Genomic DNA, 24,130 nt, shown 5'->3' on the forward strand with positions numbered 1-24,130 from the left:
CCCTTCTCCCGGTTTCCCGGCTGGGGGCCTCATCCCCGGCCCGATCGAGCTAATCCGCCCTTAGATGGTCGATTGCGGCTGTCGCGCTGATACGGCCCTGACTGCCGAGCCCGATACGAGCACTCCTGACAGGGCGATCAGACTGGTCAGGATGTCCTGAATCTGCGCCGCCGGGACATAGACGATCACGATGACGATGAGCAGGGCCGCCCAGTCCTTCGGGCGGGCGATTGACAGTACGGAGCGGGTCGGAGTCACACTCATAGCGGTACCTCCTGGTCCTCAGTGCCCGCCCACCGATCTTGCCGCCAAGCCCGTTCGGTGGTGCGGGCCTCCTGCTTGAGACCCATAGTGACGCTTCTTTTGTCAGGACCGATCTTGGACGCATCGGACTAGGCTCACGGTCCCTCGGATGGGTGATGCGCGTGTGTCGCATCGCGTGCCGCGATGACCCAAGGCATTGCCTCGGGGGCGGATTCAGATGTGCGACTCGGGAGGGAATTCCGTCCAGCGCAGCTCGGTTGGCAGGTGACGCATTTCGTTGGACAGGAGGCTGGAGGCCGGCCGGCCGGGCGTGTATCGGATGACCGTAAGCGCCGCGTTGCAGTAGTTGAGGCCGAGCCAAAGCCACTTCGGCGCCTGCAGGGCAGCCCGGACGAGCCGGACAACCAGGAAGTGGTGGGTGGCGACCAGTTCGTGCCGAGCCTCTTCGCCGTCCGCCGGCCCGTGAACGGGGCCGTCTTATTGTTCAGGGATGGCCAACTCTGCTGCGGCCGCTGTCCTCACGTCCGCGGACCTGCCTGAAGTCATGGGTGCGGTGCGGACCTTGCCGGGCATCGCAGACATCGGCCAGGGAGAAGTCGACTTCGAAGCCGTGATCAGGTCGCCGGATGTCCTGAAGCAAGTACGTCACGTACTGCCCGACCTCAAATGGTGGGCGTTGGCCGGCGAACAGCATGGCTCGCCGATCAAGTGGGTGGCGCCGGTTCACAGGCCGGGTGGAGTTGGCGCCGCTGTAACTCTCTGTCCGCAGCTTGACGGCAGTCCCATGGATCGACGAGTTGGTCAGCGGGTGTGAGACCCTCCTGTCGCCCGTGGTCGAGGGCGTACGGCGCTCGAACGCCTCGTGCGAACACGAGCTCGCCGCCGCCGACGCCATGCGATGCATCGGACAAGGGGGGGCGGGGTCCGCACTCCGACGGCGGCTGAGCTGCGCAGGTGCCATATTCTCGCCCCATCTGCCATGCCTGCGGCCGGGGGGAATCACGGCCGGGGCAGGCCCGAACCAATTGGGGATTCATGCGCATGAGATCCATAGGTGCCGTCCTGACCGGCGCCCTGGCGCTTTCCGCCTCCGCCGTCACCGCCCCGGCCGCCTACGCGACGGAGACCGGCGTGGTGATCCAGAAGCTGTCCGTGAACGGCGGCAAGCCCATCGTCCTGGGCACCTCCCAGAGCGAGTCGTTCACCATCTCGGTGACCGCTTCGGACGACTCGGGCATCAGCAAGGACCTCGCGTTCCTCCAGATCGACCGGGAGATCGGCGACGACTACTGGTCGTACCACGGCGCCCCGAAGTGCACCGCGGTCAACGCCACGACCTCCACCTGCAAGCTCACTTTCAAGCTCGAATCGGGCTGGGGCGTGCCCCGCAACACCCTCGCGGGTAAGTGGGACGTGACCGTCCAACTCCAGTCCAAGGACGGCGACCTGTACAACAACGGCGGCGCCGCCAAGCACTCTGTCCTGCGGCGCGGCACGCTCAGCGTCAACGCCGGTCCCGAGCCGGTCGCCAAGGGCAAGCCGATCACGGTCACGGGCAAGCTGGCCCGTGCCAACTGGGACAAGCGCATCTACGCGGGCTACACCAACCAGCCCGTGAAGCTGCAGTTCCGCAAGGCGGGCACCACGACCTACACGACCCTCAAGACGGTCCACACCAACTCGACGGGCAACCTGTCGACGAAGGTCACGGCAGCGGCAGACGGCTACTGGCGCTGGTCCTTCGCGGGCACGTCCACCACTTCGGCGACCAGCGCCACAGGCGACTTCGTCGACGTGCGCTAGCAGCCTCTGACGTCAGAACCTGCAGTCAGAAGGCCCCGGACCATGATCGGTCCGGGGCCTTTTTGGCTGGTGCCCCCAGCAGGATTCGAACCTGCGACAGCCGCTTTGGGAGTTCGGTCGGAACGCCGTCCCGACGCGGCTCGGTCTTGGCTGGATTGGCCGCCGGTGGGCGGGCACGACCGCAGACGTGTGGGGCCGTTGATGTCAGGATTGGATGTCAGCCATCCGTCTCACCCCGGAGTGCCGACGTGGAGAAGGACCAGATAGCCGACGTCCTCGGGGACGGCTCCGAGGTGACGGGCTTGGCTCGTGCCGCCTTGCTCAGTGGCGGCGTGGGCATCGTCTGGGATGGGGCGACGGCCTCTGAGTCCCTCGCCAGGAGCTACCGGCGCCGACTTGGGCTCACGCGGCGAACGGGCCAGGAGACGCTAGGGCTCGAACAAGCCGTGGAGCGGCTGAGCTCGTATGGTTTGCCAGTCCGGCTTGGGCAAGTCACGTCGCCAGACGGCCATTGGGTCTACATGCTCTTCCTCTCGGAAGACACGGAGTCGCTTATCGCCTGTACTGGCGTCAGGCAGCCTCGATAGCTGATGACTGGCGGACCTCTTCGTCCCGAAGCAACGTGGGCGGGGGTGCTGCCTTGGGTTCATGTGGCTCTGAGCTGCGCTGATGGTCCGCTGACGTACGCCGAAGTCCGCAGGTGTTCGTCGGCGTTGTCACGCAGTCACACACTCAGCCTCGTTGCGCTTGCCCTTGTGGGGCGGGAAACACCGGTGCGGGGGCGCTGACGGCTGTCCTGCGATCATTCTGCCTGCGTCGGCCGGCGCGCTTGAGACCCGCAGCACAGGCCCGATGTGGAGGGTGCCAGCCCGTTCGAACCGGGTGCCGTGGGCTGACGTCTGCTGGGCGGTCCGCTGCGAGACTTGCCCTGTGCCGCACCCGAGGACAGTCAGCCACGACGGCGGGCGTGCCAATCGACAAGGCGCGCGTGTGCCTGGCTGTACCCCGGTGACCTCAGCCACGCTGTCGGTCTGTGTGTTCGACCGGGGCAGGCCGCGACGGCCAGCTCGAGATCATGAATTCACGGCTGTCAACGTGAGTGCTCTCAACCCAAGGACCATAGTGACCTGGCGACGTTGTCGTGTCTCCATCCAGAGTGCCCGCCCCTCTCGGTAGGGCCTGGTGTTGGTCCCCGGTGAGTACTTCTGAGCATGACCATGTCCCAAGCCCCCAGAGTGGAGCGCCGCTGTCACGGATTCTGGCGGCGAGAACTCGTGGGCTGTCCGGGCACACGAACTGGCGCATCTCCTGCGCGTGAACCCTCCTGGCCGCTTCGGACAACAGGGGGTGGAATGCACTCCACTCCTACTGCACGAAGAAGCGAGGGCCTCGTGGGGGACCCACCCACCGACGACGCGCTGGTCATCCAGGAATCCCTGGAGCGGCCGGAGATATTCGCCAGGCTTTACGACAGACACGCCGCCGAGATCCACCGGTATGTGATGCGCCGGCTGGGCGACAGTCACGCCGACGACATCACGGCGCAGACCTTCCTCATCGCCTTCCGTAACCGCGCCCGCTACGACGTCGCGCGCGCCAGTGCCCGGCCGTGGCTCTACGGGATCGCCGGCAACCTCATCGGCAGCCACCGCCGCTCCGAAGTGCGGGCGCTGCGGGCGCTGGCCCGTACCGGTGTCGACCCGGTGGCCGAGTCCTGGTCGGAACGGGCCGACGAGCGGGTGACGGCCGAGGCCTCGCAGCAGGCGCTGGCCGGGGCGATCGCGGCCTTGCCCGGGAAGGACCGGCATGTGCTGCTGCTGGTCGCCTGGGCGGACTTCACCTACCAGGAGTGTGCCGACGCCCTCGGGGTGCCGGTCGGCACGGTCCGCTCCCGGCTGAGCCGGGCGCGGCGCAAGATGCGTACGGCGCTCGGCGCCGACCCCACCCTCGTAAGCGACCACAACGGGGCGGTAACCCATGGATGACATGACCAAGCTGCACGAGTTGCGCGCCGATGCGCCGACGCCGGACCGGGTGCGGCTGGTTCCCGGCCGCCAGAAGCTGCTGGGAGCAGCGCAGCAGAGCTCTGCCCGCAGGATGCGGCTGGACTGGCGCATGACAGCTGCGGGGGGCGCCGCGACGGTGATCGCCATCGCGGTGCTGGCGACCATGCTCGTCGGTGGCGATGGACCCGAGCGCGGCGTGCAGCCTGCCAGCCCCGACCTGACGTCCGCGACGGCACTTTTGGAGCAGGCGGCGGAAGTGGTGTCGCAGCAGCCGGATCTGCATCCGCGCGACGGCCAGTGGGTCTACCTGAAGACCGCCCAGTGCCAATTCGGAGCGTCGGACGCGGGGCCCGATGCCAAGCCCAAGGTGAGCGAGGAGTGGGTCCAGTACGACAGCCCTGTGAGGGAGGACGACAAGGACGGCGACAACGAGCCCTCGCAGCGGCGGCTGTATCGCCTGCTCGCCTCGCTCCCGGACGACCCCGCGGAGATCCGGAAGCAGGCGGCGGACATGTTCCCCATGGGCCGGGACTCCGGTTTGACGGGTGAGCAGGTCGAGACCTTCGCGCTCCTGGCGACCCTCGACGAGGCCTATCCCGTGCATCCGCAGGGGATGGCCAAGCTGTACCGCGCACTGGCCGCGGACCCCGGGATCGAGGTGGTCCCGCACCTGGTGAAGGACCCCCTGGGGCATGACGCCATCGCCATATACCCGGACCTGGGCAGCAAGGCCGTTCAGCGCCGGGAGTACCTCCTCGACCCCGACACCTTCCAGTACCAGGGGAACCAGTCGGTTGCGGTGCGCGACTACGAGGAGAAGTATGAGGACGGCTCGTCGGCTGGGCGCTCGCACAAGAAGGGCGAGGTCACATTCTGCGAGATGAAGATGACCCAGTCCCTTGTCGACCGGGACGGCGAGAAGCCCTAAACCGACCGGGCGGAAGTGGCCCAGTGCTCGTGAGCCTTTCGGCGGGCCGACCCGGCGGCACTGAGCGGCCGGCCGCTGCGCAGAGGCGGAGGGGCACCAAGCCCGGCCCGCTCCGCCACGGTGAGCTCGCTGATCCGGGCTGAAACAATCAGCTCCTCGCGGCAGGCGGACGCCTCCACAGATGCTTCTAAGCCGAGCCTCGGAACGTCTACCGTTTCCTTCACCCGCGCTGCCGAGTCCGCCGGCCTTCGCGTGATCCGGTTGCATGACGCCCGGCACGGTACGGCGATCCTCCTCACGGCTGCTGCCGCCGCCCCCGGCGTCGTGATGGAGATCCTCGGCCACGGTCAGATCAGCATCACCATGGACGTGTAAACGCACGTCGTGCAGGACAGGCAGCGCAAGGCGATCAGTCACGTGGATCGGCTGCTCAAGCGGCGGCCGGTTGTGAGTGACCGTTCTCGTTGATGTCAGAAGTGGATGTCAAAGGCCCCGGACCATGATCGGTCCGGGGCCTTTGCGCTGGTGGCCCCGGCAGGATTCGAACCTGCGACACCCGCTTAGGAGGGCAACAGGACCCGTAGCCAGTGGCTCCTACCTGCATCTCTCGTCTTCATGATGGCACCTGGCGTGTCTGAGAGTGCCGGTTTCGACTGTGGTTCACGGCTAGAAGCACGGCTACCTCGGCGGTTCCGATCTCGTCCTAGGAGACCCATCGGTATCTTGCTGATCACCGGACCGACCTCATGTCCTTGGGCGGCCGCAACCTTGCCGTCGGGGCACTGCGGCTGACCGGAGCCACGAACATAGCTGCAGCTCTCCGCCACAACGCCCGCGAACCCCGCCGGTTCCTCGCGCTCCTCGGACTCACATGATCACGAATCGTCAGGCGAATCTGCCGGAGCCTGGGGGGCTGAACTTCCTCGCTCGGCATGTGGAGGGTGCGCTATAACCGGGCCCGTGACATTGATCGTTGAGCGAACAGACGCACGTACGTGGCCTGATGAGCAGTTGCGCGAGCTCTTCAGTGAGGGTTTCCCGGAGTTCATCACAGCCGATCGGCTGGCCAAGCAGTACATCGGCAGGGTCCGGGAGTGGTTCGCCGACCTCGATCTCACGCTGGTGGATGAGCGCGGGCTGCCGGTCGCGTCCGGCTGGGGTGTACCGATCCGGTGGGACGGGCGGATCGAAACGCTCCCTACCGGCTACACCCAGGCCACCATCCGCGCCGTCGAGGGCCGAGAGCAGGGCGTCCACCCCGACACCCTGGTGATCTGTGGGGCGATCGTTACGCCATCACTCAAGGGACGCGGCCTTGCCGGGGAGATGCTCACCGCGCTGCGTCGGCTCGCCGAGGGCGCCGGATGGCCACGGGTCATCGCGCCGGTGCGCCCAACGTTGAAGGCGCGCTATCCGCTGGCGTCGGTCGAGGCGTTCATGGGGTGGACCCGCGAGGACGGCATGGCCCTCGATCCATGGATCCGCACCCACCAGCGTCTGGGCGCCCGGATTCTCGCGGCGGCTCCCCAGTCGCAGACCATGACCGGCACGATCGCCGAGTGGGAGCAGTGGACCGGCATGGTGTTCCCAGAGACGGGTGACTACGTCATCCCGGGAGGGCTGGGCCTGCTACGGGTCGACCAGTCCGCTGACCAGGGCATTTATACGGAGCCCAATATCTGGATGCAGCACGTCTGAGCTGAGCACTGGGCGTGGTGGCGTCGCACGGCGTTCTCGGTCCAGGGCAGCGTCTACAGCGTCACCACACCATAGAACCGGACAAGTCAGCCAAGGCTGCACTTTGACGAAGCCCTGGCTACGTCCCCAGCCGCATCGTCAGTACTTTCCTTCTGATCGACTAGAGCGCAGTCCCACCTCGCGCTTCCGCCTGGGCGGCCTCGATACGACGAACCCGCTTAAGCGCCCTGCGCCGGCGCCATTGCCACCAGCGCAGCTCATACCCCAGGTCCACTCGACAAGCGTCGGTGAAGGCTCGTTGCGCCTCCATGGCCAGGACTACAGCGCGGGCATACACATCCGCATCGCCTCCAGCCACGCCTATCGCCTCGCGCGTAGCCGTTAGGGCTTCCTCGGCTGCGTACAGCGGTTCAGGCGATGCAACCAGCCGCATTTCGAAGTACGCCTGCATCAAGCTCGTGCGACGCTCGTGCGCCATCTGCATGATCTGCCGAGTCCGCGAGCGGCTGATGAGCAGGCCGCTGAACTCCTTCTCGTCGCGCAGCAAATCGGCGAAATTCAGCGCCTCACACAGCGAGTCGAGGAAGGTGCGGTACACCTCGCGCCGCTCTTTGCGACTCCCAAGTTTGATGCCGGGTTCTGGAGCCAGCTTCTTCGTTGCGACGCCTACCAGTGCCCGAGCCCCACCAGATGCAGCCGCAGTGACTGGGTCCACGTGGTGATCTCCCGCCATGACTGATTTGTTGGCCGCTCGACATCCGCCGGTGGGGGCCAACCTATCTGGCGAGATGCAGAGTTCGACCCGCTTCACCCATCACACAGGCCTGCAGTTGTGGTCCGTGCGATCATGCCGCATCCTGGCCTCATGTCCGGCGTGCCCGGACCCAAACGCCAAGGCCCGCCACTGTGTGGGCCTTCGTCATTTCCGGATCCTGATTCACGTAGGTCACAGGGGTGGTGTTGTGGCCGGACTGTGCGACTCCCCTTCACCACCCGGCCCGCCGAACGCGGGGTGGGCCGGGCGGTGAGGCAGCCGTCAGGGATGAGGCCCGGGCCGCTGGTGGATTCGGCGCGGGCCACCCGTTGGGTGTCCGCTCAGGGATAGTCACGCGGGCGGCCCTGGATTGCCGCATTCGGCCCCTCGCCACGGTTTGGTCTTGGCAAGATGGCGACCAACAACCTTGTGGGGGGGCTGTATGGGGATGGCAGACAGGGCGGTCCAAGCGGCGGACTCGATGGCTCGGCTCAGAGGCATGTATGAGCCGATCCTCGATTCCCTAGGGCTGTCCGAAAGTGCCATTAAGGCCTACGGATTGCAGGATTTGGAGCTCGCGCTCACCCGGGTCAACGAGGCGATCAGCCATCCCGATCAGTTCGGCAAGGTGCCCATACGGGGCGCGGTAAAGGCGTGGGTGGTAGAGCAGCCAGAGGTGACGATCGGCATCCTGCCGTTTCTTCTGGAGCGCAAGCGGCTGATCCTTGAACGCATCAAGGAACTGCGCAGCGAGGAAAAACTTGATGGCTTGCAGGATCTGGTCGATCGGCTTGCCGCCGGTCCCGAAAAGGACGCGCTGAAGGAGCAACTGGCGGCATTGGAGGCGGAGGCTGCTGCGGCCCGCGAGCGGGAGCGGGCCGCAGCTCAGGTGGACAGTGCGGCTCAAGCCATGGTCGTCGAGGGGTGGCACCAGGAGCGTGAAGCCAAGGAGGAGGCCGAGGACGAACTGAAGAAGATCCACGAAGCGCAGCTACTCAAGGAGGAGATCGCGGCGAGAAAGTGGAATCGGCGGGTGTCCCGTGAGCCGATCGCCACGCTCGTCGGTGCCGTTCTCCTCATCGCCCTGACCACGGTTTTCGTGGTCTCCATGTTCCTCAAGATCGTACCTTCCACACTGCTATCGAACAGTTTCCTTATCATCCTGGGCTACTTCTTCGGGCAGAGCGCCAGCAGTTCCACCTTCAGGAGTCAGGATGCTAAACCAGCATCGATAGCCGGAAAGAAAAAGAAGAAGACCAAGTCTGCTCAAGCCCCGGCCGCGTAGTGCGCTCCTAGCGCTGGCAGGTGGCCAGTGCCTTTCGGGGGCGGTCAGGCTTAGTCCGCTGCAACGCCCGCCCTGCAACCCGGCCGGAGGGGCGGATCCGGGCCCTCATCGGCACCGGCACCGGGATGATCACCCCGCTCGGTTTCGCCGCCGTGGCCGCTTCCACTCCCGAGGAGCGTATGGGCCAGACCATGGGGTCGGCCGAGCTCGGCCGCGAACTCGGCGACGCCGACGGTCCCCTGCTCGTCGCCGGCGTCGCCACCGTCTCGACCCTCACCACCGGCTACGCAGCCCTCGCCCTCCTACTGGCAGTGGGCCCGTTGCTGGCCCTGGCGCTCCGTCCCCGCACGGCGCCCCTGGCAAAGTAGCCCGAACGCCCGAAGGGCGCCGGGAGACCCCCAGGACCTTCACAGACCCAAAGGTCGTGGGCACGGGAGCCTCTGTGGTCGTGGGATGGCCCACAGTTCGCAATCGTCCTCGCCGGGGCGACCTGGTGGCCTTACAACGGCGCCGCTCCTGCTCGTGCACCCCTACGCAGGGTGTGCAGGAGCGGCGTTGTACGACGATGCCCCCAAGAGCCGCCGCCAGCGCGTGGTTCCCATGCCCGCGCTGTGCATCGCCCCGCTGCGCTGGCACCGGCTGCGGCAGCGGGAGGCGTTCGCGCGAACGGGCACCGAGTGGTCTGAGAAGGGCTACGTCTTCGCCACGAGGAACGGGCGCCTGGTCGAGCCGCGCAACGTCTACCGTCGTTCACGCGGGTCGCTGCCGACGCAGGGCTGCGGGTGGTCCGGCTGCATGACGCCCGGCACGGCTGCGCCACGCTACTGACGGCGGCTGGCGTGGCGCCGCGAGTCATCATGGAGATCCTCGGGCATAGCCAGATCAGCATCACGATGGACGTGTACACGCACGTCGTGCACGACACTCAGCGGGAGGCGATCAGCCACATGGCCAGGCTGCTCAAACGCCGGCGCCCTGCCTGTTAGCTGTGTGCATGGTGCCGGCTGCCATGAGCGGTCGGCACCATGACCGATCTTGGTGCACTGCCGAAAAGGAAGCATCGCTAGGTTGCGTTGCTACATGTACCCGTCGGTGCCTTGACGGCGCCGTTCCAGCAGTGCGTCCCGTCGAGCCCGAACCATGTTCAGCAGTGGAACCCTGAAGGCCAGGAGGGCGACCACGGCTGCCGCAACGCCGCCCCACGCTACGAGCTCAGCACGCAGCCAACTCAGTCTGTGAGAAACGGTATTGGCTACGTGAAAACGGATCGTGACGGGAGCTGAGGTCGCCAGGGCTCGGTTCGACTCGCCTTGGTATGTGGTGATCCGCAGCACGAGCTTGTACTCGCCTGGCTCGCTCGCACTGACTGCCCACTCCCAGTCTGCTTGGTCGGTAGGTTCCGTGACTATCTGCTTCACGCTGGGATCAAAGAGTGGTCGGATCCTGACCTCATTGCTTGGTGAGGTCAGGGATGCTCCTTCCACGCCACCCACTGGAATGGGGTGAGTCTCGCTGCCCGCTGACGGACTGGTGCGGCCCGGGTAGTTCCCATCCATCCAAAGCGTCACCGAAACACTGGTTGATCGCCCTACGGCGGAGCTGGCGGACTCCGGGAATCGGAACCCTCCCGGCACCAGAGTTTTCCTGTCTTGGCTGACGTCTTCCAGGAAATCCGTCTGACTCGGAGTCGCCTGTTCTGAAGGGTTCGCAGGCTCGGTGGGCTCCTCGGTCCCGAACGACGGATCGGGCGAGGGGCCAGGGGCGGGGTCACCATCGCCGTAGAAAACGATGGTGACCGCTATCAAGGCACCGATGGCTACAGTTGCCATCAGGCAGGTCACGTTGATGAGGACGGATCGGCGCCGGCTGCGGAGTTCGGCGAGCTCGGCGAGCTTCCCCCAGTCGGGCTCTAGCCTGTCGTCTCTGTCGTTCTGCACATTGACCCCCGTGCCACGCTGCGGCCGTGCGTGAGCTCCTGGCCGTTTTGGCATTCTCCTCTCACGAGCCCCTGTCCATGACCGTTTAGGAAATCTGCGGTAAGGCCAGCTCCTGGTGCCACAGGGCTGCTGGATCTAGGTGCTGCCCCGGACGGGGAGCACGGAGGTGAGCGGTGTCGTCGGCTGCGACGCGGACTGCCGCAAAGTCTGCCGTCAAAAGGCCCCGGACCATGATCGGTCCGGGGCCTTTTGGCTGGTGCCCCCGGCAGGATTCGAACCTGCGACACCCGCTTTAGGAGGGCAACAGAGCCTGTAGCCAGTGGCTCCTACCTGCATCTTTCGTCTTCATGATGACACCAGAAGCGCCTGGGAGTGCAGGTTTCGCCTGTGGTTCACGGCTAGGAACACGGCTACCTCGGCGGTTCCGATCTCTTCCTGGGAGACCATCGGGACCTTCCGCGGCCGCTGGGACAAACTCTCCGCAGGCCAACGAGCCGTCAACGCCTCCCACGCCAAGATCCGCGCGCTCGGCGAGCAGGCCATGGCCACCCTCAAGACGTGGCGCCTCCTGCGCAAACTCCGTTGCAGTACGACCCTCGTCACCACCATCGCCAAGGCCGTACTCGCCCTGCAACTCGCAGCGCATGGACGAGACCGGAACCAACAACGCAGAAAGGACCCCAGCATCGTGCCTGACGTCAAAGTCACCTACGACAAGACCGTGAACGCGGCGTACATATACTTCACCGACCCGCAGGCCAGCGTGAGATCAGCACATACCTATCCCTGCGATCCCATCGATGTCGACGGCATGATCAACCTCGACTTCGACGAGCAGGGCCGCCTCATCGGCATCGAGGTCCTAGCCGCCACGTCGAAGCTCCCCGAGTACGTGCTCCAAGCCGCCGAGCGACTGGACTCCGAGGGCAGTTGAGCTCGGGAGCGGCCCGGCGATTGTTGCCCTGCACAGCCGCCAGCACAGGATGGAAAAGGCTCCATGACTGCTCCGGCGACGACGCACCCAATGCCCAGTCAGCGGTCCTGCCACCGCTGTATCCAATAGGCGACGTCACTTCTATGCGCCAACTGCACCAGCGCGTCTATTCTGACGCCGGATTCTGTCTCGATAGAGAGGACCTTCCCCTGCCGAAAGGTGACCTGCCCGCCCAAGAGAAGATCCCCTCTCGGGCGTCCGGTGAACGTTGCGCGTGGCTGAATGAGCAGGCGCTGGTCAGTCAGTGCCACAACGAACTCATCGCCGAGCAGGGGGAATGGCAGCCGTCCGACTCTCCTGCGCACTGCCACGACCAGCCGTACAGGTTCGCCTTGCGGTACTTGCTTCCGGATGTCCCATCGGGCAACGGCCGGTAACAGCAGGAGATTTGCCGCGTAAACAATGACGACGAAGGCCGCATTCCAGACTATGAACGCGGAGAAGGACCAACCGACGATCCATGGGGTGCAGATAATGACGATGGCTAAAACGAGCATCGACAGTCGGGCAGAGCCGATTGCAATGCCTTTAGCGGCGGAGTTCATTCCGTTCCCCTTCGAGGGGGCGCAACCCGGGAAGCCTCAGTTCAGATAGAGGATTGGGAGCAGGGCGGTCGCCCACGACCTCAAGAGGAAACCGACTGCTGCCGATTACCGGGCCTCGCCGAAACCCGGTTCTTCTGGAGCATCGTCGGTATGCGTATTCCTGGCGGATGGCTTTCCAGGAGGGTTCTCGTCTGCCTTCATTGGAGGCGGCGGAAGTGGGGGATGCGGAGGAGGAGGGGGAAGAGTGCGTCGGATTCGTGTACGGAACAGGATCGAAGGAAAAAGGAAACCGATTATACTGCCGCTACCTACGCCGAGCAGTGTAGAAAATAGAAGATCGGCACCGATCCCGGACTCGAACAACTTCGGCATCCCGGTAACGAGGAAGCCGATCACGCTCATAGCTAATGCGCCTCGCCACCGGTCACGTAATTCTGGCAGATTGCTCTTCAATTCTGTTCCTTCCGCTTCATTTGCCCCGTTCCCCGGTAAGGGCGTGCGAGAGGCCGGAAAGTCTCGCACGCCCTGTCAAGTATGGCTCTGGGCTACCTCCCCGTCCTTATGAGGGTTGCGAGACGCCCCCCGACCAGGCTACCGGCGGTGCCCCAGAGCGCGCCGTTGATAAAGGCATCGCTGCGATCTTCGGCGTCTCCGCCGGCGATGGCCGATCCGATAGCCGCGCCGGAACCCGCTGCGACCCCGGTAATCACTGCCCCGGCCACGAGGCACCCGACGCCTGTAGCGCAGACGGTGGCCACCGCCGCCACGCCGACGGCCGTGCCGACGATGCCGCCGAGGCCTTCGCCGATATCCGACCACCCGAACAGGCCACTGGGGTCAATGATGTTGGTGGGGTCGCCGGAGGCGTAGAGGTAGGGGTTGGCTTCGAGTCCGGACGGGTCGGGCTGGGTGAAGCGCCCGAGGTTCGGGTCGTAGAAGCGTGCCTCGAAGTGGTAGAGCCCGGTCGGGTCCTGGTAGCCGCTCGCGAAGCGGTAGGGCTGGGAGACCTTCTCGTTGGCGTTGGTGACGCCGCGCGGGCTGTAGGTGTAGGTGTTGACCTTTTCGCCGTCGGCGTTCACGACGGCTTCGATGGTGCCGAGGGAGTCCGCGAGGTAGTAGTACGTCTTGTCCTTGGTGCGGAACGAGTTGAGGGTGCCTCCCGCTTCGCGGGTGAAGTTCGTGTCCACGCCGCCGGCGGTCTGGGAGGCCAGGCCGAGCGGGCCGTGGTGGAAGGCGGTGCCGCCGAACTGGGTGCGCTCGGAGTTGTCGGTGCTGGCGTAGCGGCCTTTGTAGGTGGTGCCGCCCTGAGTGATTGACGTCTGCTGGGAGAAGTCGCTCCATTGGCCGCCGGTGCGGGTGGTCTCGGCGGTCGGGGCGGCTGCGGTCTCGTTGCCGTCCTGGTCGTAGGACCAGTTCGTCGAGGAGCCGTTCTTGCCGGTGATCTGGTTGGCGGCGTTGTAGTCGTAGGTGGAGCCGCCGGGGCAGCCGGCCGCGGTGCCCTGTGAGGTGAGGTTGCCTGCCTTGTCGTAGCAGTAGAGCCAGCTGCTGTTGGTCGTGGTGCCCTTGGTCTCTTTGGTGAAGGTCAGGCGTCCGGCTGAGTCGTAGTCGTAGGTGCGCTTGAGGCCGGTCGCCGCGTCGTTGCGGGTGCGGATCTTCGTGCCGTCCTTGGTGGTTGTGCCGCTGGTGTACGTGTAGGTGTAGGCGAGGTCCATCAGGGTTCCCTTGGGGGAGGTCGCCTTGATGGCGGTGGCCCGGTTGGCCTTGTCCAGTGTGATCGACTGGACGGTCCCAACGGGGTAACTGATCTTGGTGCGGGCGTCGTTGGCGTTGTACTCGTAGCCGGTCTTCTGGCCGAACGGATCGGTCAGCGACTCCAGCCGGTTGGTCTTGCTGTAGGTGTAGCGGACGGCGCCCGAGGGGTCCTTGTACGTTTCGACGTTGCCGTCGGCCGTATAGGTGAGCACGGTCTGGGAGCCGTCCTGCAGGGTGCGGACTGTTTCCCGGCTGAGGGGGTCGAAGTCGTACTTGGTGATGCCGGTCGCGTCGGAGCGCTGCTTGAGGTTGCCGTCCGCGTCGTAGGCGTAGGTCACGGTCGCGTTGGTGCTGGAGACCTTGGTGATCCGGTCGCGGTTGTCGTAGACGTAGACGGTCTTGATGCCGCGGCCGTCGGTGACGGTCTCGGTGCGGCCCAGGCTGTCGTACGTGTAGTTGGTCACGCCGAGGGGCTTGGGCGGGGTGACCTTGGACAGGTTGCCCTTGGCGTCGTAGGTGAACTTCGTCGCGTTCTGGTTGGCGTCCTTCACCTCGCAGCGCTGGCCCTCGAAGCCGCCGCAGGTGGGGGTGGCGGGGTTGTACGTGAAGGAGCGGGTGCCGCCCTCGGTGCCGGAGACCGTCTCCTTGGTGGTGTTGCCCGCGGAGTCGTAGCTGTAGCTGACCGAGATGCCGTCCGCCGTGTCGAGCTTTCCGGGCACGTCCGCGCCGGCGACGGTCTGGTAGCCGGACAGCGAGGAAGTGGCGCCGGTCGGCAGCTTCGCTGTCGTCGGGTTCGAGCGTGCGTCCCACCCGTAGGTGGTCACGTTGCCCGGCGTGCTCCCAACTCCCATGGCATCAGCGGCGGTTGCCACGTTCCGGTTCGCGTCATAGGTGCGGTCGCGGGAGTGCCCCAAGGCGTCGGTGACCTTGGTGATCTCGCCGTCGGCCGCGTACTTGTACGTCGTGGTGTCGCCGACCGGGTCGGTGACCGTCGTGGTGCCCGCGGTGTTCGGGGTGCTTGACGAGTAGTCGTAGAGGTAGGTGGGGCCGGTCTCCCCGGCGCCGTCGAACGTGGTGGCCCGCTTCATGGACGTCACACGGTTGTGGCTGTCGTAGGTGAAGACGGTTACCCGCCCCTCAGGCGTGGTGATCTTCGTCAGGCGGCGGTTCGCGTCGTATCCGAAGGTGGTGGCCTTTCCCTCGGTGTCGGTGCTCTTGGACAGGTCACCGGCAGGGTTGAGGTCATAGACCACGGTGCGGCCGGTGTTGTCCTTCGCCTGCCACTGCGAGGCGTCGGTCTTGACCAGGTCGATCCAGCGGCCGGAGCGGGACTCGGTGAGCTTGAATCCCTTGTTCTCGCCGCCCTCGTCATGCTGGTCCACGAGCACGTGTCCGCCGTTGCGGTCGGTCACCTTCACCAGGGTGCCGGCCGAGCTGTAGGTGTCCTTCATGCCCGAGGCGCGCTGGGTGAGCGTGTACTCGCCGCTGGAGGTCTTCTTCAGGTCCAGGCGGTAGCCCTCGGGTGTGGTGAAGGTTCCGTCGGCCTTCTTGGCGAAGGAGACCGGGCCGCCGGTGGCGTCGTAGAGCACCACCTTGTCGCTCTCGATCTGCAGGTAGCGCTCGTAGCCCTGCCACCAGCGCTGCGAGACCTTCCCCCAGGGGGCATCCATCGAGTTGTACGTCCGTGACAGCTGCAGTGACTGGCTGACGCCGGCGATCTGGAAGTCGGTCGCTGCCAGCATGAGATTGCCGGTGGAGTAGTTGACGCGCGCTACCAGGGAGTCCGTCACCCGGACATCCGAGATCAGGTGCCAGGGCACCTGCCCCTGCCCCTTGGGCACCACCGCTGCGAGGGCACCCCCGGCGCGCTGCGGGTCACCGGTCGCGGCATGTGCGCGTTCCTTCTGCGCGGCCAGCCATCGGGCAGCTTCTGCCGTTGGCGCCTTCGCCCGCATGGACTCCGGGGCCTCCGTCGTGCCAACCTTCACCGGCGGCATCTCCGCCTTCGCGCCGTCCTTGCCCCACACCGAGGACGGCTTGTCCGGCCCCGGTTCGGCAGCCATCGCGGGGACTCCCCCTGCCGCCAGAGCCAGGGTGACCGATGCCGCGACGGCGCCAGCCCCCGCCCGGGTGCGGGCACGTTTACGGGACGTGCCGTTGACTCTTAAGTACACAGTTTCCCCTCGTGTTTGCCCATCTGGAGGCACGGAGAGCAGCGCGGGCGTAAAGGGGGAGGCCGACGCCCTCGGGGTGACAGGGGAGGGTGCGGGCCTAGTGCCGTGACGCTGCTCTCCGTGCCGTACTGGACACCGGGCTTGAGTTGGGCCGAATCCCGGTGCGCGCTCGTCGTCCAGCCGAGCCGCAGCTCGTGGTCTGGCAGAACGTCACCAGTGCTGGGACGCACATGCCTTGGTCTGGACCGTTCAGCACGGCTGCCACCGTAGGCACAGCGGTTGCTGCCCGTACACCGCCAATCGAACGTGTGGCCGAAATTGAAGAGCTAAGCGGAAGAACCGGACGGCAAACCGGAAAGGGCACAGAGCTGCGTCATTCTGTGAGGCCCGTGTGAAGAGAGTGGCGGAGCGGACCGTTCCGGGCGGGATCGGATCGACTCAATGCGACCCCGCCCGCTGGGTCGTGGGCCCTACCGAGAAGGCCCGTACGACGCTGCACAGCCCGGAGCGGATCGGCGCCGTCTCCGAGAAGGCGTTCCACCTGCGCTTCCTCGCCCAGAGCGCCGTGCCGGACACGCAGGTGACGACCGTGGGCAAGGTGGTGCACCTGGTCGATGTCCCGCGGCGGATCCACCACCACCGCCGCACGGGCCCCACCGGCCCGATAGCTCCGGTTGCCAAACCCTCGGTCTCCAGGATGTCGGCAAAGAAAACGGCACACGCTCCCGCGTCACACGGTTACCCCCCCCAGGGTATTTTCTCCACGTACGTAATAGAGGTACCAGGGGGTATCTAGGGAGACGCTCGACGGTCCCCACGGGACCAGCGGAAGGGTGCAAACTCGCCGACTGGGAAAAGGGACTCGGGCAAACGGCCCTTTGCGAGCCCGTTTCTGCCGTGTCAGACACTCCCTCCCTATACGAGACCGTGGTCAGGCACCGGCGTGGAGGTAAGCGGCCCACAGCGACGGTGTGCGGGGAAGCCGATCGCGGACAGCCCGGACGGCGTGGTGCAGGGCGTGGGCGGCTCGGCTGGCATCCACGGTGCCCTCGTCGGTGGTGAGGTGACTGTAGAAGTCATCGGCGACGGTGACGGCAATCTGGTCATCGATCTCCCACAAGGTCCCGATGACGTGGCGAAAACCTGCAAGCTGGAACGCCGAAGTCAGATGGATGGCCTCATCGAGCAGCTCGGCGGCATCGACGGCTGCCGTGCGGCAGGCAGACAGGTAGGCGAGCTGCGCCTGGCCCAGCTGGATGGGGGTGAGGTCGCGGACGGTGAGCGGGTCGGTGTCATGGTCGTGGAGGAGTAGCCGGCTGTTCGATGGGTCGGTGGGGTGGCTGGTGCCGTGGCAAGCGAAGTGCGCGATCGGGTAGGTGGGCAGGTGCGCCAGGACGTTGGCCTTGGTCGGTAGAGAGGCTGAGACCTCGGCCGGGCGGGCCTGGACAGCCGTCTCGCACTGGCCGCACAGAGCCTCGGTGCCGTCCTCGGTGACCACGACCATCGCCCACAGTGACTCATTGCCGCATTCGCAGATCAGGCGGAGCCCGTTGACGACAGTCGCGGCAGGCTCGGCCGTGAGCAGTCGCTCCGGTACCGGCAACTGCTTGGCAAGGGTGGTGACGGCTTGGCGGTCCGCGGTGGGAAGGAAGGCCGCGTAGTGCTTGAGCGTGATCGCGCCTCCGCCGCCGTGGCCCACTCGGCCGGCCACGGTCCGGACATCGGTGCCGTTGCCCAGGAGCTCGGTGACGTTGTAGGCGCGTAGGTCCTTCAGCCGGTGTGTATGGATCTCCAGCCTCTTGGCGAGGCGGCGATATCGCTGGCTGACGCTCGGTGGTTTGAGCGGGAGCGAGGAGTTGGCCTCGGCGGAGAACACGAAGGCATCACGGGCCAGTTCGCCACCAAGAGCCTTGCAGCGTTCCTCGGCGCGGACTCGCTGGGCGAGCAGGACCTTGTGCGTGATGACGTCGATCGCCTGTCGGCGACGCTGGTGGGTCTTGGTGTCCTTGATCCGTCGGCCGTTGTTGGAATGCTTCACGAACAGCTCACGGCGTTCGAGGTCGACATCTGACCAGCGCAGGGCGCACATCTCGCCGCGGCGGGAGCCGCTCACCATCGACATGAAGAGGAAGGTCCCCCACTCCTCATCCCGCTGCCAGGCCGCGCTGAGCACGAGTGCTGCTTCCTCCGGGGTGGGAGGGTCTGGGTTCGGCTGCGGCTGAGACGGGGGCTCGGCGAGGGTCGCGACGTTCGTCGTCACGTAGCCCCAGCGCAGACCTCGGTTGAGCGCGGGCCGCAGGGTGAAGTGGATCTTGCGGATTGAGTACGCGGAGAGTGGCTGGCAGACGTGCTTCCGTTTCGTCTTGGGTTCGGTCTTGCCGTTCCGCCGGCCTTCGCACTGTTCCTGACACTGGCGGAGACGGGCGTAGAACAGCTCCAGCATCTCGGGAGTCAGCTTGCCCGCCTTGAGGTCGCCGAACGTGGGCTTGAGGTAGTTGCGGATGATGCCCTCGGCCCGGTCGTGCGACGTCTCCTCGTGCTCCGCGACGCCAAGCCACCGATCGAGCAGGAACGACATGGTCACCTGCGTCTTGGGGTGGCGGTTCTCGTCGACCTGGTGGAGGAGCTTCGTGCGGGCCTTCTCAGCTTCGACCTCCGTGTCGGCTTGCTCGTGGAGATAGATGTCCTTCTTCGTGAGCGGGTCACGCCCGGCGTAGACCCGGACTTGGAAGCCGGCTCCGTTGGGGCGGATGCTGCCGCGCTGACGTCGCTTGTTCTTGGTGTTCGCCATGGTTCCGGAACCTATTCATGGTTAATGCCATGGCTACGACGAACAGCGCGCCTACCTCAGAGAGGTAAACGCGCTGGTCAGACTCGGTGCCCCCGGCAGGATTCGAACCTGCGACACCCGCTTTAGGAGAGCGGTGCTCTATCCCCTGAGCTACGAAGGCGGAAGGTGCCCTGACAGCGTAGCGGATGCGTCCCTCGGGGTTCGCCCCGGTTGTGGGGGACCGGCGGCGTGGCTTGTCGATCTTCTTCGGGTGCCGGCGTTGGTCGTGCTTGACCTCAAGTTAGCTTGAGATTCTACGTTTCTTGTGCGGGCCCCACCAGGGGCCGATCGCGGTCACTCCCGGCCACCCACGCTTCCCCGGCTACCGAAATCGAGGCACCTCAATGTCCCAGACCCCCCTCAAGATCGGCGTTCTCATCGGCAGCGTCCGTCCCGGCCGTTTCGCCGACAAGGTGTCCCAGTGGTTCGTGTCCGAGATCGGGCGGCGTGATGACATGGAGACGCATGTCATCGATCTGTCCGAGCCGGCCCTCGCCGACGAGCTCAAGCTCACGCTGGAGCGGGCCGAGGGGCCCGGTGATGCTCCGACGCTGGCCGAGCGGATCGGTGGGCTCGATGGGTTCGTCGTCGTGACGCCCGAGTACAACCACGGCTACCCCGCCTCCCTCAAGCTGGCCATCGACTACGTCTACCGCGAGTGGCGAGCCAAGCCGGTCGGCTTCGTCTCGTACGGCGGTATGGCCGGCGGTCAGCGGGCGGTGGAGCAGTTGCGGCAGGTCTTCGCCGAGCTGCACGCGGTCACGCTGCGCGACACCGTCAGCTTCCACATGGCGTGGGAGCAGTTCGACGACGAGGGGCGCCCGCACGACCAGGACGGCACCGCCAAGGCTGCCGCCGTGCTGTTGGATCAGCTGGCCTGGTGGGGGCTGACCCTGCGGGAGGGCCGGGCCGCCAGGCCGTACGACGGCTGAGGCGCCCTCCGGCCACCCGATCTTCCCCCCCAGGCCGTACGACGGCTGAGGCGCCCTCCGGCCACCCGACCTTCCCCGGCCTCCCCCGGCCCCCCGGTCACCCCACCCCCACCCGAGCAAACCTCCCCGCCACCCGAAGATCCCCCTCCACCCGCCCCGCCGTCCCCACCAACTCCGGCAGCACCTCCCGCACGCACTCCTCCACTGACCGCCGAGCCGCATGCATGGCCACGTTCAGGGCGGCGACGACGCGGCCGGTGCGGTCCCGTACCGGTACTGCCACCGAGCGGAGGCCGGCCTCCAACTCCTCGTCGACCAGGGCGTATCCCTGCGTCCGGATGTCGTCCAGCGTGGTCGTCAGGGTCGCGGGGTCGGTTGTGGTGTGCGGTGTGAGGGGGGAGAGGGGGCCCAAGTGACGGTCCGCGGGCGGGAGATCCGCCAGTAGGACCCGGCCCAGCGATGTTGCGTACGCCGGGAGTCGCGTGCCCACCGTCACGTCCACGCTCATCACGCGGCCGGTGGCGGCGCGGGCCGTGTACTGGATCTCGTCGCCCGACGGCGTGAGCACCGCCAGGGACGTCGACTCGTGGACGCGGGTGGCCAGTTCGGTCAGGTGCGGGGTCGCGATCTGGGGGAGTGAGGTGCGGGACAGGGGTGGGAAGCCGAGAGACAGTACGCGTGGGGTCAGAGCGAAGGCGCGGTTGCCGGACTGGCGTACCAGGCCCAGGTGCTCGTAGGTGATGAGTGCTCTGCGTGCGGTGGCCCTCGCCAGTCCCGTCGCTCGTGCCACGTCCGTCAGGGTCAGTTCGGTCCGGCCCTCGCCGAAGGCGGTCAGTACGGTCAGCCCGCGGGCCAGCGACTCGACGAACTCCCTGCCCAGTTCCTGCTTGGAGGCACCGGTCCAGGCCGCCAGCCCCACCGGCGCCGCCCCGCGCTGCGACTGCGGCTGCGGCGCCTCGCGCAGTTCGTGCTCCATCTTCGCCACCGTGGCCCGCAGGCGGGGGAGGAGCGTGTCACGCAGGTCCGCGGCCGTGTGCCGGCTGGTGTGGCTGACGACGTTCGCCACGCAGGCGATACCGCCGCCCGTGCGAGGGTCCCTCACCGGTACGGACACGGCCACCAGTCCCGGCTCGATCAACTGGTCGTCCAGCGCCCAGCCGTCCTTCCGCGCCCGCGCCGCCCGGCGTTCGAAGTCCTCGTCGGGGGACGGGTGCGGTTGCGGTGGTACGGCGGGAAAGCCGCGGTCCTCCGGGTCCGCCGCCCGGCGTCCGCGCCAGGCCTGCCACTCCGCGGCCGTCCACTCCGTCGCGAACAGCGGGCCCGGCGCGGTGCGTTCGGCCGGGAGCAGGTCGCCGATGCGGAAGCTGAGGGACATCGCGCGGCGGCGGGTCGCCTGGTGGATGAAGCGGATGCCGTCGCGGTCGGCGACCGCCAGCGACACCGACTCGTCCAACTCGTCCGCGAGTGCGTCCGCGTGGGAGGTGAGGAGGGCGGGCAGACCGAGGGCGGCCAGGTAGGCGTTGCCCAGTTCCATTACGCGGGGCGCCAGGATCACGTCACGGCCGTCGAGGCGGACGTATCCCATGCGCGCGAGCGTGGACGCGATCCGGTCCACCGTGGAGCGTGCGAGTCCGGTCGCCCGCTCCAGTCCGCTCGCGCTCAGCGTCCCGCCCGCCTCCGTCAGCCGCCACAGCACCCCGACCCCACGGATCAGCGGCGTGACCGCCTCCACCGGCACGGCACGGTCGTCCAGGGTCGTCTTCGCGGGCATCGGCTCTCCGGTACGGCGGTCGCGGCAGGCCTAACCGTAATGCGAACGGATTCGGTTCGATTCACGCACGCGGACGGCGGCGACTCGGGCCCACCCCACACCCCCAGCAACCCCACCCCAGCACCCTCAGTCCTCCAGTCCCCCAGTCCCCCAGTCCTCCAGTCCTCCAGTCCCCCAGTCCTCCAGTCCTCCAGCCCTCCAGCGGCCCCGTACCCACCCCCGGGCTCAGCACCCCCCCGCCCCCACACCCCTTACCCCCGCGTAATGCGCACCCGATAGGCCCCCGCCAGATCCGCCCCCACCACCGCCACCCGCACCCCCCTCTTCTCGTCCCGGAATTCCTCCCCCGGCACGAACGTGGCGTCCGAGAGTTCGGCGTGGACGTTCGGGCTGCGGGTGCAGCCGCCGCTGTCCTCGTGGGAGTCGAGGACCTTGACCGGGCCCATGCCGGTGTCGACGTCGGCGTCGACCTTGTAGATCAGGACGCCGGGGCGGCAGACGGCCTCGTCGTTGCCCTCGCGGGTGCGTAGTTCGACGGCGTAGCCGGTGCGGCGGTCCAGGGGGACGAACACCAGCTTGGGGCCGCCCGTGCGGGCCAGCGGGGTGAGGGCGTACTCGGCCCTGCCGGGGGTGGCCGCGCACCGTACCTGGTCCGAGTCGAGCCAGCCCAGTTTCCACTTGTGCCAGCCGAGGAGGTCGTTGTTGGCCCCCCAGTCCTCGCTCATGATGTCCCAGTGGCCGACCGCGCCCCCGCCCTCGGCGGTGTACAGGTCGGGCAGGCCGAAGACGTGGCCGTTCTCGTGGGGGAGGACCCGGTAGCCGGTGCGGTGGTAGGTGCCGGAGCCGTCGTCCTGGCGGGAGTAGACGAAGGACGCGTTGGTCACCGAGACACCGTCGGCCACCGGGGCCTCGGCGTTGCCCGCGAAGGTCACCGACAGGACCGTGTCCAGGGCCGACGGGCCGGCGTTCGGAGTCACCAGGACGTTCAGGAAGTCGTACGACCGGAAGTCCACCTTGGGGTCGGCCGCGACCACGAGGTCCTGGACCAGCTGCCGGTACCCGGGGTCGAAGGGCGCGCCGCGCTCTATGCCGTACGCCCGGAACGACTTGGGCATGCGCAGCCAGCGGGGTATCGGGGTGTCGGGGCGGTAGTCGAGGCGGCCGTAGGAACTGGTGCGGAACCACTTCTGGGTCTGCGGGAAGAACTCCGCGAAGCGGTCGAGCGCCTTGCCCGTGCCGGGCGCGTCGGGGAAGTCGACCATCAGGGTGAGGGCGCGGACGGTTCCGGTGGAGCGGGCGTAACCGCGAGGTGTCGGTACGCCCTCCGACATCTGGACCGTCGGCCGGCCGCTGATCATGCAGGGGCCGAGAGCCGCGGAGTGACCCGGTGGGACCGGGCTCGCCCCGGCCGCAGTGGAGGCTCCCGCCGTGAGGTGCCCGGTGCCTGCCGAGGTGCTGACCGCCAGGGTCAGGGCGGTCACGGAGGCTAGGGCGGCCACACGGCGGGGGCGTATCCGACTGGTCGGCTGCATGCATGGGCCTCTCGTCCATGGCAGCCGCCGACTGCGTACTGCACCCTCTCGATCACCCTGTGTCGAGGGCTGCGCGGGCGCGCGTTGGAAGAGACCGAACGTGGGTCCCCAGCCGCGGGAGGCGGGCGGGATTGTGACTCAGGTCACAAGAGATTCATGGGGGGTTTGGGAAATAACCGGGGAGCCCCTCCCCGTTTAGCCATGTGTCCGAGCGAAACGGGGACAGCTTCCCCGGATCGCCCACCAGCAGAACGCAGGAGTACGCCGTGCAGACCGCAACCCCCGCACCGCGCAAGGCGACCCGGCCGCGCGCCGACGCCCTGCGCAACCGGGAGCGGATCGTCACCGCCGCCCGGGAGATGTTCGTCGAGTTCGGCCCCGATGTGCCGCTGGACGACATCGCCCGCCGGGCCGGCGTCGGCAACGCCACGGTGTACCGCAACTTCCCCGACCGCGACGCGCTGGTCCGCGAGGTCGTCTGCTCCGTCATGGACCGTACGGCCGCGGCGGCCGAGCTCGCGCTCGCTCAGACCGGGGATGCCTTCGAGGCTCTGGAGCGCTTCGTGCACACGGCCGCCGACGAGCGGATCAGTGCGCTGTGCCCGATGGTCCAGAGCACGTTCGACCAGCACCACCCGGATCTGGAGGCCTCGCGGGAGCGGGTCGAGCAGCTGATCGGGGCGATCATGGACCGGGCCAAGACGGCCGGCCAGCTCCGCTCCGACGTGGACGTCGGCGACCTCATGATCGCCGCCGCCCAGCTCAGCCGGCCCCCGGCCGGAACGGGCTGCGACATCGCCGACCGCTATGTCCACCGCCATCTGCAGCTGTTCCTGGACGGACTGCGGGCCCCGGCCCGTTCCGCCCTGCCGGGCACGCCGCTGACCATGGAGGACCTGCGCCAGGCCTGACCGATCAGTTCAGA

Annotated in this window: 19 protein-coding genes, 1 tRNA gene and 4 pseudogenes; 13 read left to right on the plus strand and 11 right to left on the minus strand. The window is 67.1% G+C overall.

What is annotated here, in order from left to right:
• Positions 1 to 60: 60 nt before the first annotated feature.
• Both ACWGDB_RS09270 and ACWGDB_RS09275 read right to left on the minus strand, forming a co-directional pair.
• Positions 61 to 264, minus strand: coding sequence for a hypothetical protein (locus ACWGDB_RS09270; protein WP_453821861.1), 204 nt, complete (start codon positions 262 to 264; stop codon positions 61 to 63).
• A gap of 213 nt (positions 265 to 477) precedes the next feature.
• Positions 478 to 726: pseudogene (locus ACWGDB_RS09275) on the minus strand (histidine phosphatase family protein); the annotation flags it as partial.
• 28 nt (positions 727 to 754) lie between these two features.
• Between ACWGDB_RS09275 and ACWGDB_RS09280 the strand changes: the two are divergent.
• The 6 genes and pseudogenes from ACWGDB_RS09280 to ACWGDB_RS09305 all read left to right on the plus strand — a co-directional run bounded on the left by ACWGDB_RS09280 (position 755) and on the right by ACWGDB_RS09305 (position 6,699).
• The gene (locus ACWGDB_RS09280; RefSeq protein WP_453821862.1) at positions 755 to 1,078 is read left to right on the plus strand and encodes a hypothetical protein; all 324 of its coding nucleotides are present in this window, start codon (positions 755 to 757) and stop codon (positions 1,076 to 1,078) included.
• Positions 1,079 to 1,305: 227 nt separating this feature from the next.
• The gene (locus tag ACWGDB_RS09285) at positions 1,306 to 2,067 is read left to right on the plus strand and encodes a hypothetical protein (RefSeq protein ID WP_453821863.1); all 762 of its coding nucleotides are present in this window, start codon (positions 1,306 to 1,308) and stop codon (positions 2,065 to 2,067) included.
• 1,352 nt (positions 2,068 to 3,419) lie between these two features.
• Positions 3,420 to 4,052, plus strand: coding sequence for an RNA polymerase sigma factor (locus ACWGDB_RS09290; protein ID WP_453821864.1), 633 nt, complete (start codon positions 3,420 to 3,422; stop codon positions 4,050 to 4,052).
• Position 4,053: 1 nt separating this feature from the next.
• On the plus strand, positions 4,054 to 5,001 hold the full coding sequence (locus tag ACWGDB_RS09295; protein ID WP_453821865.1) for a CU044_5270 family protein: 948 nt from the start codon (positions 4,054 to 4,056) through the stop codon (positions 4,999 to 5,001).
• 194 nt (positions 5,002 to 5,195) lie between these two features.
• Positions 5,196 to 5,469, plus strand: a pseudogene (locus tag ACWGDB_RS09300) (tyrosine-type recombinase/integrase); the annotation flags it as partial.
• Between the two features lie 543 nt (positions 5,470 to 6,012).
• Entirely contained in the window at positions 6,013 to 6,699 is a 687-nt protein-coding gene (locus ACWGDB_RS09305; protein WP_453821866.1) for a hypothetical protein, read from the plus strand.
• A 160-nt stretch (positions 6,700 to 6,859) separates the two neighbouring features.
• Here ACWGDB_RS09305 and ACWGDB_RS09310 read toward each other — a convergent pair whose 3' ends face one another.
• A complete protein-coding gene (locus ACWGDB_RS09310; RefSeq protein ID WP_453821867.1) occupies positions 6,860 to 7,297 on the minus strand; it encodes a hypothetical protein in 438 nt (145 codons plus the stop codon).
• Between the two features lie 655 nt (positions 7,298 to 7,952).
• Between ACWGDB_RS09310 and ACWGDB_RS09315 the strand changes: the two genes are divergently transcribed.
• From ACWGDB_RS09315 to ACWGDB_RS09325, 3 genes and pseudogenes are all read left to right on the plus strand, one after another.
• The gene (locus ACWGDB_RS09315) at positions 7,953 to 8,738 is read left to right on the plus strand and encodes a hypothetical protein (protein WP_453821868.1); all 786 of its coding nucleotides are present in this window, start codon (positions 7,953 to 7,955) and stop codon (positions 8,736 to 8,738) included.
• Positions 8,739 to 8,863: 125 nt separating this feature from the next.
• Positions 8,864 to 9,106: a hypothetical protein gene (locus tag ACWGDB_RS09320; protein WP_453821869.1), complete on the plus strand. Its 243-nt coding sequence runs from the start codon at positions 8,864 to 8,866 to the stop codon at positions 9,104 to 9,106.
• Between the two features lie 187 nt (positions 9,107 to 9,293).
• Positions 9,294 to 9,724, plus strand: a pseudogene (locus ACWGDB_RS09325) (tyrosine-type recombinase/integrase); the annotation flags it as partial.
• Between the two features lie 90 nt (positions 9,725 to 9,814).
• Here ACWGDB_RS09325 and ACWGDB_RS09330 read toward each other — a convergent pair.
• Positions 9,815 to 10,675 (minus strand): hypothetical protein, encoded by an 861-nt coding sequence (locus ACWGDB_RS09330; protein WP_453821870.1) that lies wholly within the window; start codon positions 10,673 to 10,675, stop codon positions 9,815 to 9,817.
• Positions 10,676 to 11,129: 454 nt separating this feature from the next.
• Here ACWGDB_RS09330 and ACWGDB_RS09335 point away from each other — a divergent pair.
• Positions 11,130 to 11,318: pseudogene (locus ACWGDB_RS09335) on the plus strand (transposase family protein); the annotation flags it as partial.
• Between the two features lie 45 nt (positions 11,319 to 11,363).
• Positions 11,364 to 11,609 (plus strand): DUF2283 domain-containing protein, encoded by a 246-nt coding sequence (locus tag ACWGDB_RS09340; protein ID WP_453821955.1) that lies wholly within the window; start codon positions 11,364 to 11,366, stop codon positions 11,607 to 11,609.
• Positions 11,610 to 11,707: 98 nt separating this feature from the next.
• Here the strand turns inward: ACWGDB_RS09340 and ACWGDB_RS09345 are convergent, their stop codons facing one another.
• From ACWGDB_RS09345 to ACWGDB_RS09365, 5 genes are all read right to left on the minus strand, one after another.
• On the minus strand, positions 11,708 to 12,214 hold the full coding sequence (locus tag ACWGDB_RS09345) for a hypothetical protein (protein ID WP_453821871.1): 507 nt from the start codon (positions 12,212 to 12,214) through the stop codon (positions 11,708 to 11,710).
• Positions 12,215 to 12,759: 545 nt separating this feature from the next.
• Positions 12,760 to 16,029 carry an RHS repeat-associated core domain-containing protein gene (locus ACWGDB_RS09350; RefSeq protein ID WP_453821872.1) on the minus strand — a complete coding sequence of 1,090 codons (3,270 nt, stop codon included), beginning with the start codon at positions 16,027 to 16,029 and terminating at the stop codon, positions 12,760 to 12,762.
• Positions 16,030 to 16,578: 549 nt separating this feature from the next.
• Positions 16,579 to 16,737, minus strand: a complete 159-nt coding sequence (locus tag ACWGDB_RS09355) for a hypothetical protein (RefSeq protein WP_453821873.1) — start codon at positions 16,735 to 16,737, stop codon at positions 16,579 to 16,581.
• A gap of 334 nt (positions 16,738 to 17,071) precedes the next feature.
• Positions 17,072 to 18,931 carry a CHAT domain-containing protein gene (locus tag ACWGDB_RS09360; RefSeq protein WP_453821874.1) on the minus strand — a complete coding sequence of 620 codons (1,860 nt, stop codon included), beginning with the start codon at positions 18,929 to 18,931 and terminating at the stop codon, positions 17,072 to 17,074.
• An 87-nt stretch (positions 18,932 to 19,018) separates the two neighbouring features.
• Positions 19,019 to 19,091 (minus strand) — tRNA-Arg (locus ACWGDB_RS09365).
• A gap of 223 nt (positions 19,092 to 19,314) precedes the next feature.
• On the opposite strand from ACWGDB_RS09365, the gene ACWGDB_RS09370 reads away from it, so the two are divergent.
• Positions 19,315 to 19,902 (plus strand): NADPH-dependent FMN reductase, encoded by a 588-nt coding sequence (locus ACWGDB_RS09370; RefSeq protein WP_453821875.1) that lies wholly within the window; start codon positions 19,315 to 19,317, stop codon positions 19,900 to 19,902.
• A gap of 97 nt (positions 19,903 to 19,999) precedes the next feature.
• Here ACWGDB_RS09370 and ACWGDB_RS09375 read toward each other — a convergent pair whose 3' ends face one another.
• Together ACWGDB_RS09375 and ACWGDB_RS09380 are read right to left on the minus strand one after the other, a co-directional pair.
• The gene (locus ACWGDB_RS09375) at positions 20,000 to 21,673 is read right to left on the minus strand and encodes an IclR family transcriptional regulator domain-containing protein (protein ID WP_453821876.1); all 1,674 of its coding nucleotides are present in this window, start codon (positions 21,671 to 21,673) and stop codon (positions 20,000 to 20,002) included.
• Positions 21,674 to 21,924: 251 nt separating this feature from the next.
• Positions 21,925 to 23,205 carry a M6 family metalloprotease domain-containing protein gene (locus ACWGDB_RS09380; RefSeq protein ID WP_453821877.1) on the minus strand — a complete coding sequence of 427 codons (1,281 nt, stop codon included), beginning with the start codon at positions 23,203 to 23,205 and terminating at the stop codon, positions 21,925 to 21,927.
• 266 nt (positions 23,206 to 23,471) lie between these two features.
• On the opposite strand from ACWGDB_RS09380, the gene ACWGDB_RS09385 reads away from it, so the two are divergent.
• Positions 23,472 to 24,116 (plus strand): TetR/AcrR family transcriptional regulator, encoded by a 645-nt coding sequence (locus ACWGDB_RS09385; protein ID WP_383606460.1) that lies wholly within the window; start codon positions 23,472 to 23,474, stop codon positions 24,114 to 24,116.
• Positions 24,117 to 24,130: the final 14 nt, after the last annotated feature.

The sequence above is a fragment of the Streptomyces sp. NPDC055013 genome (assembly GCF_053608645.1).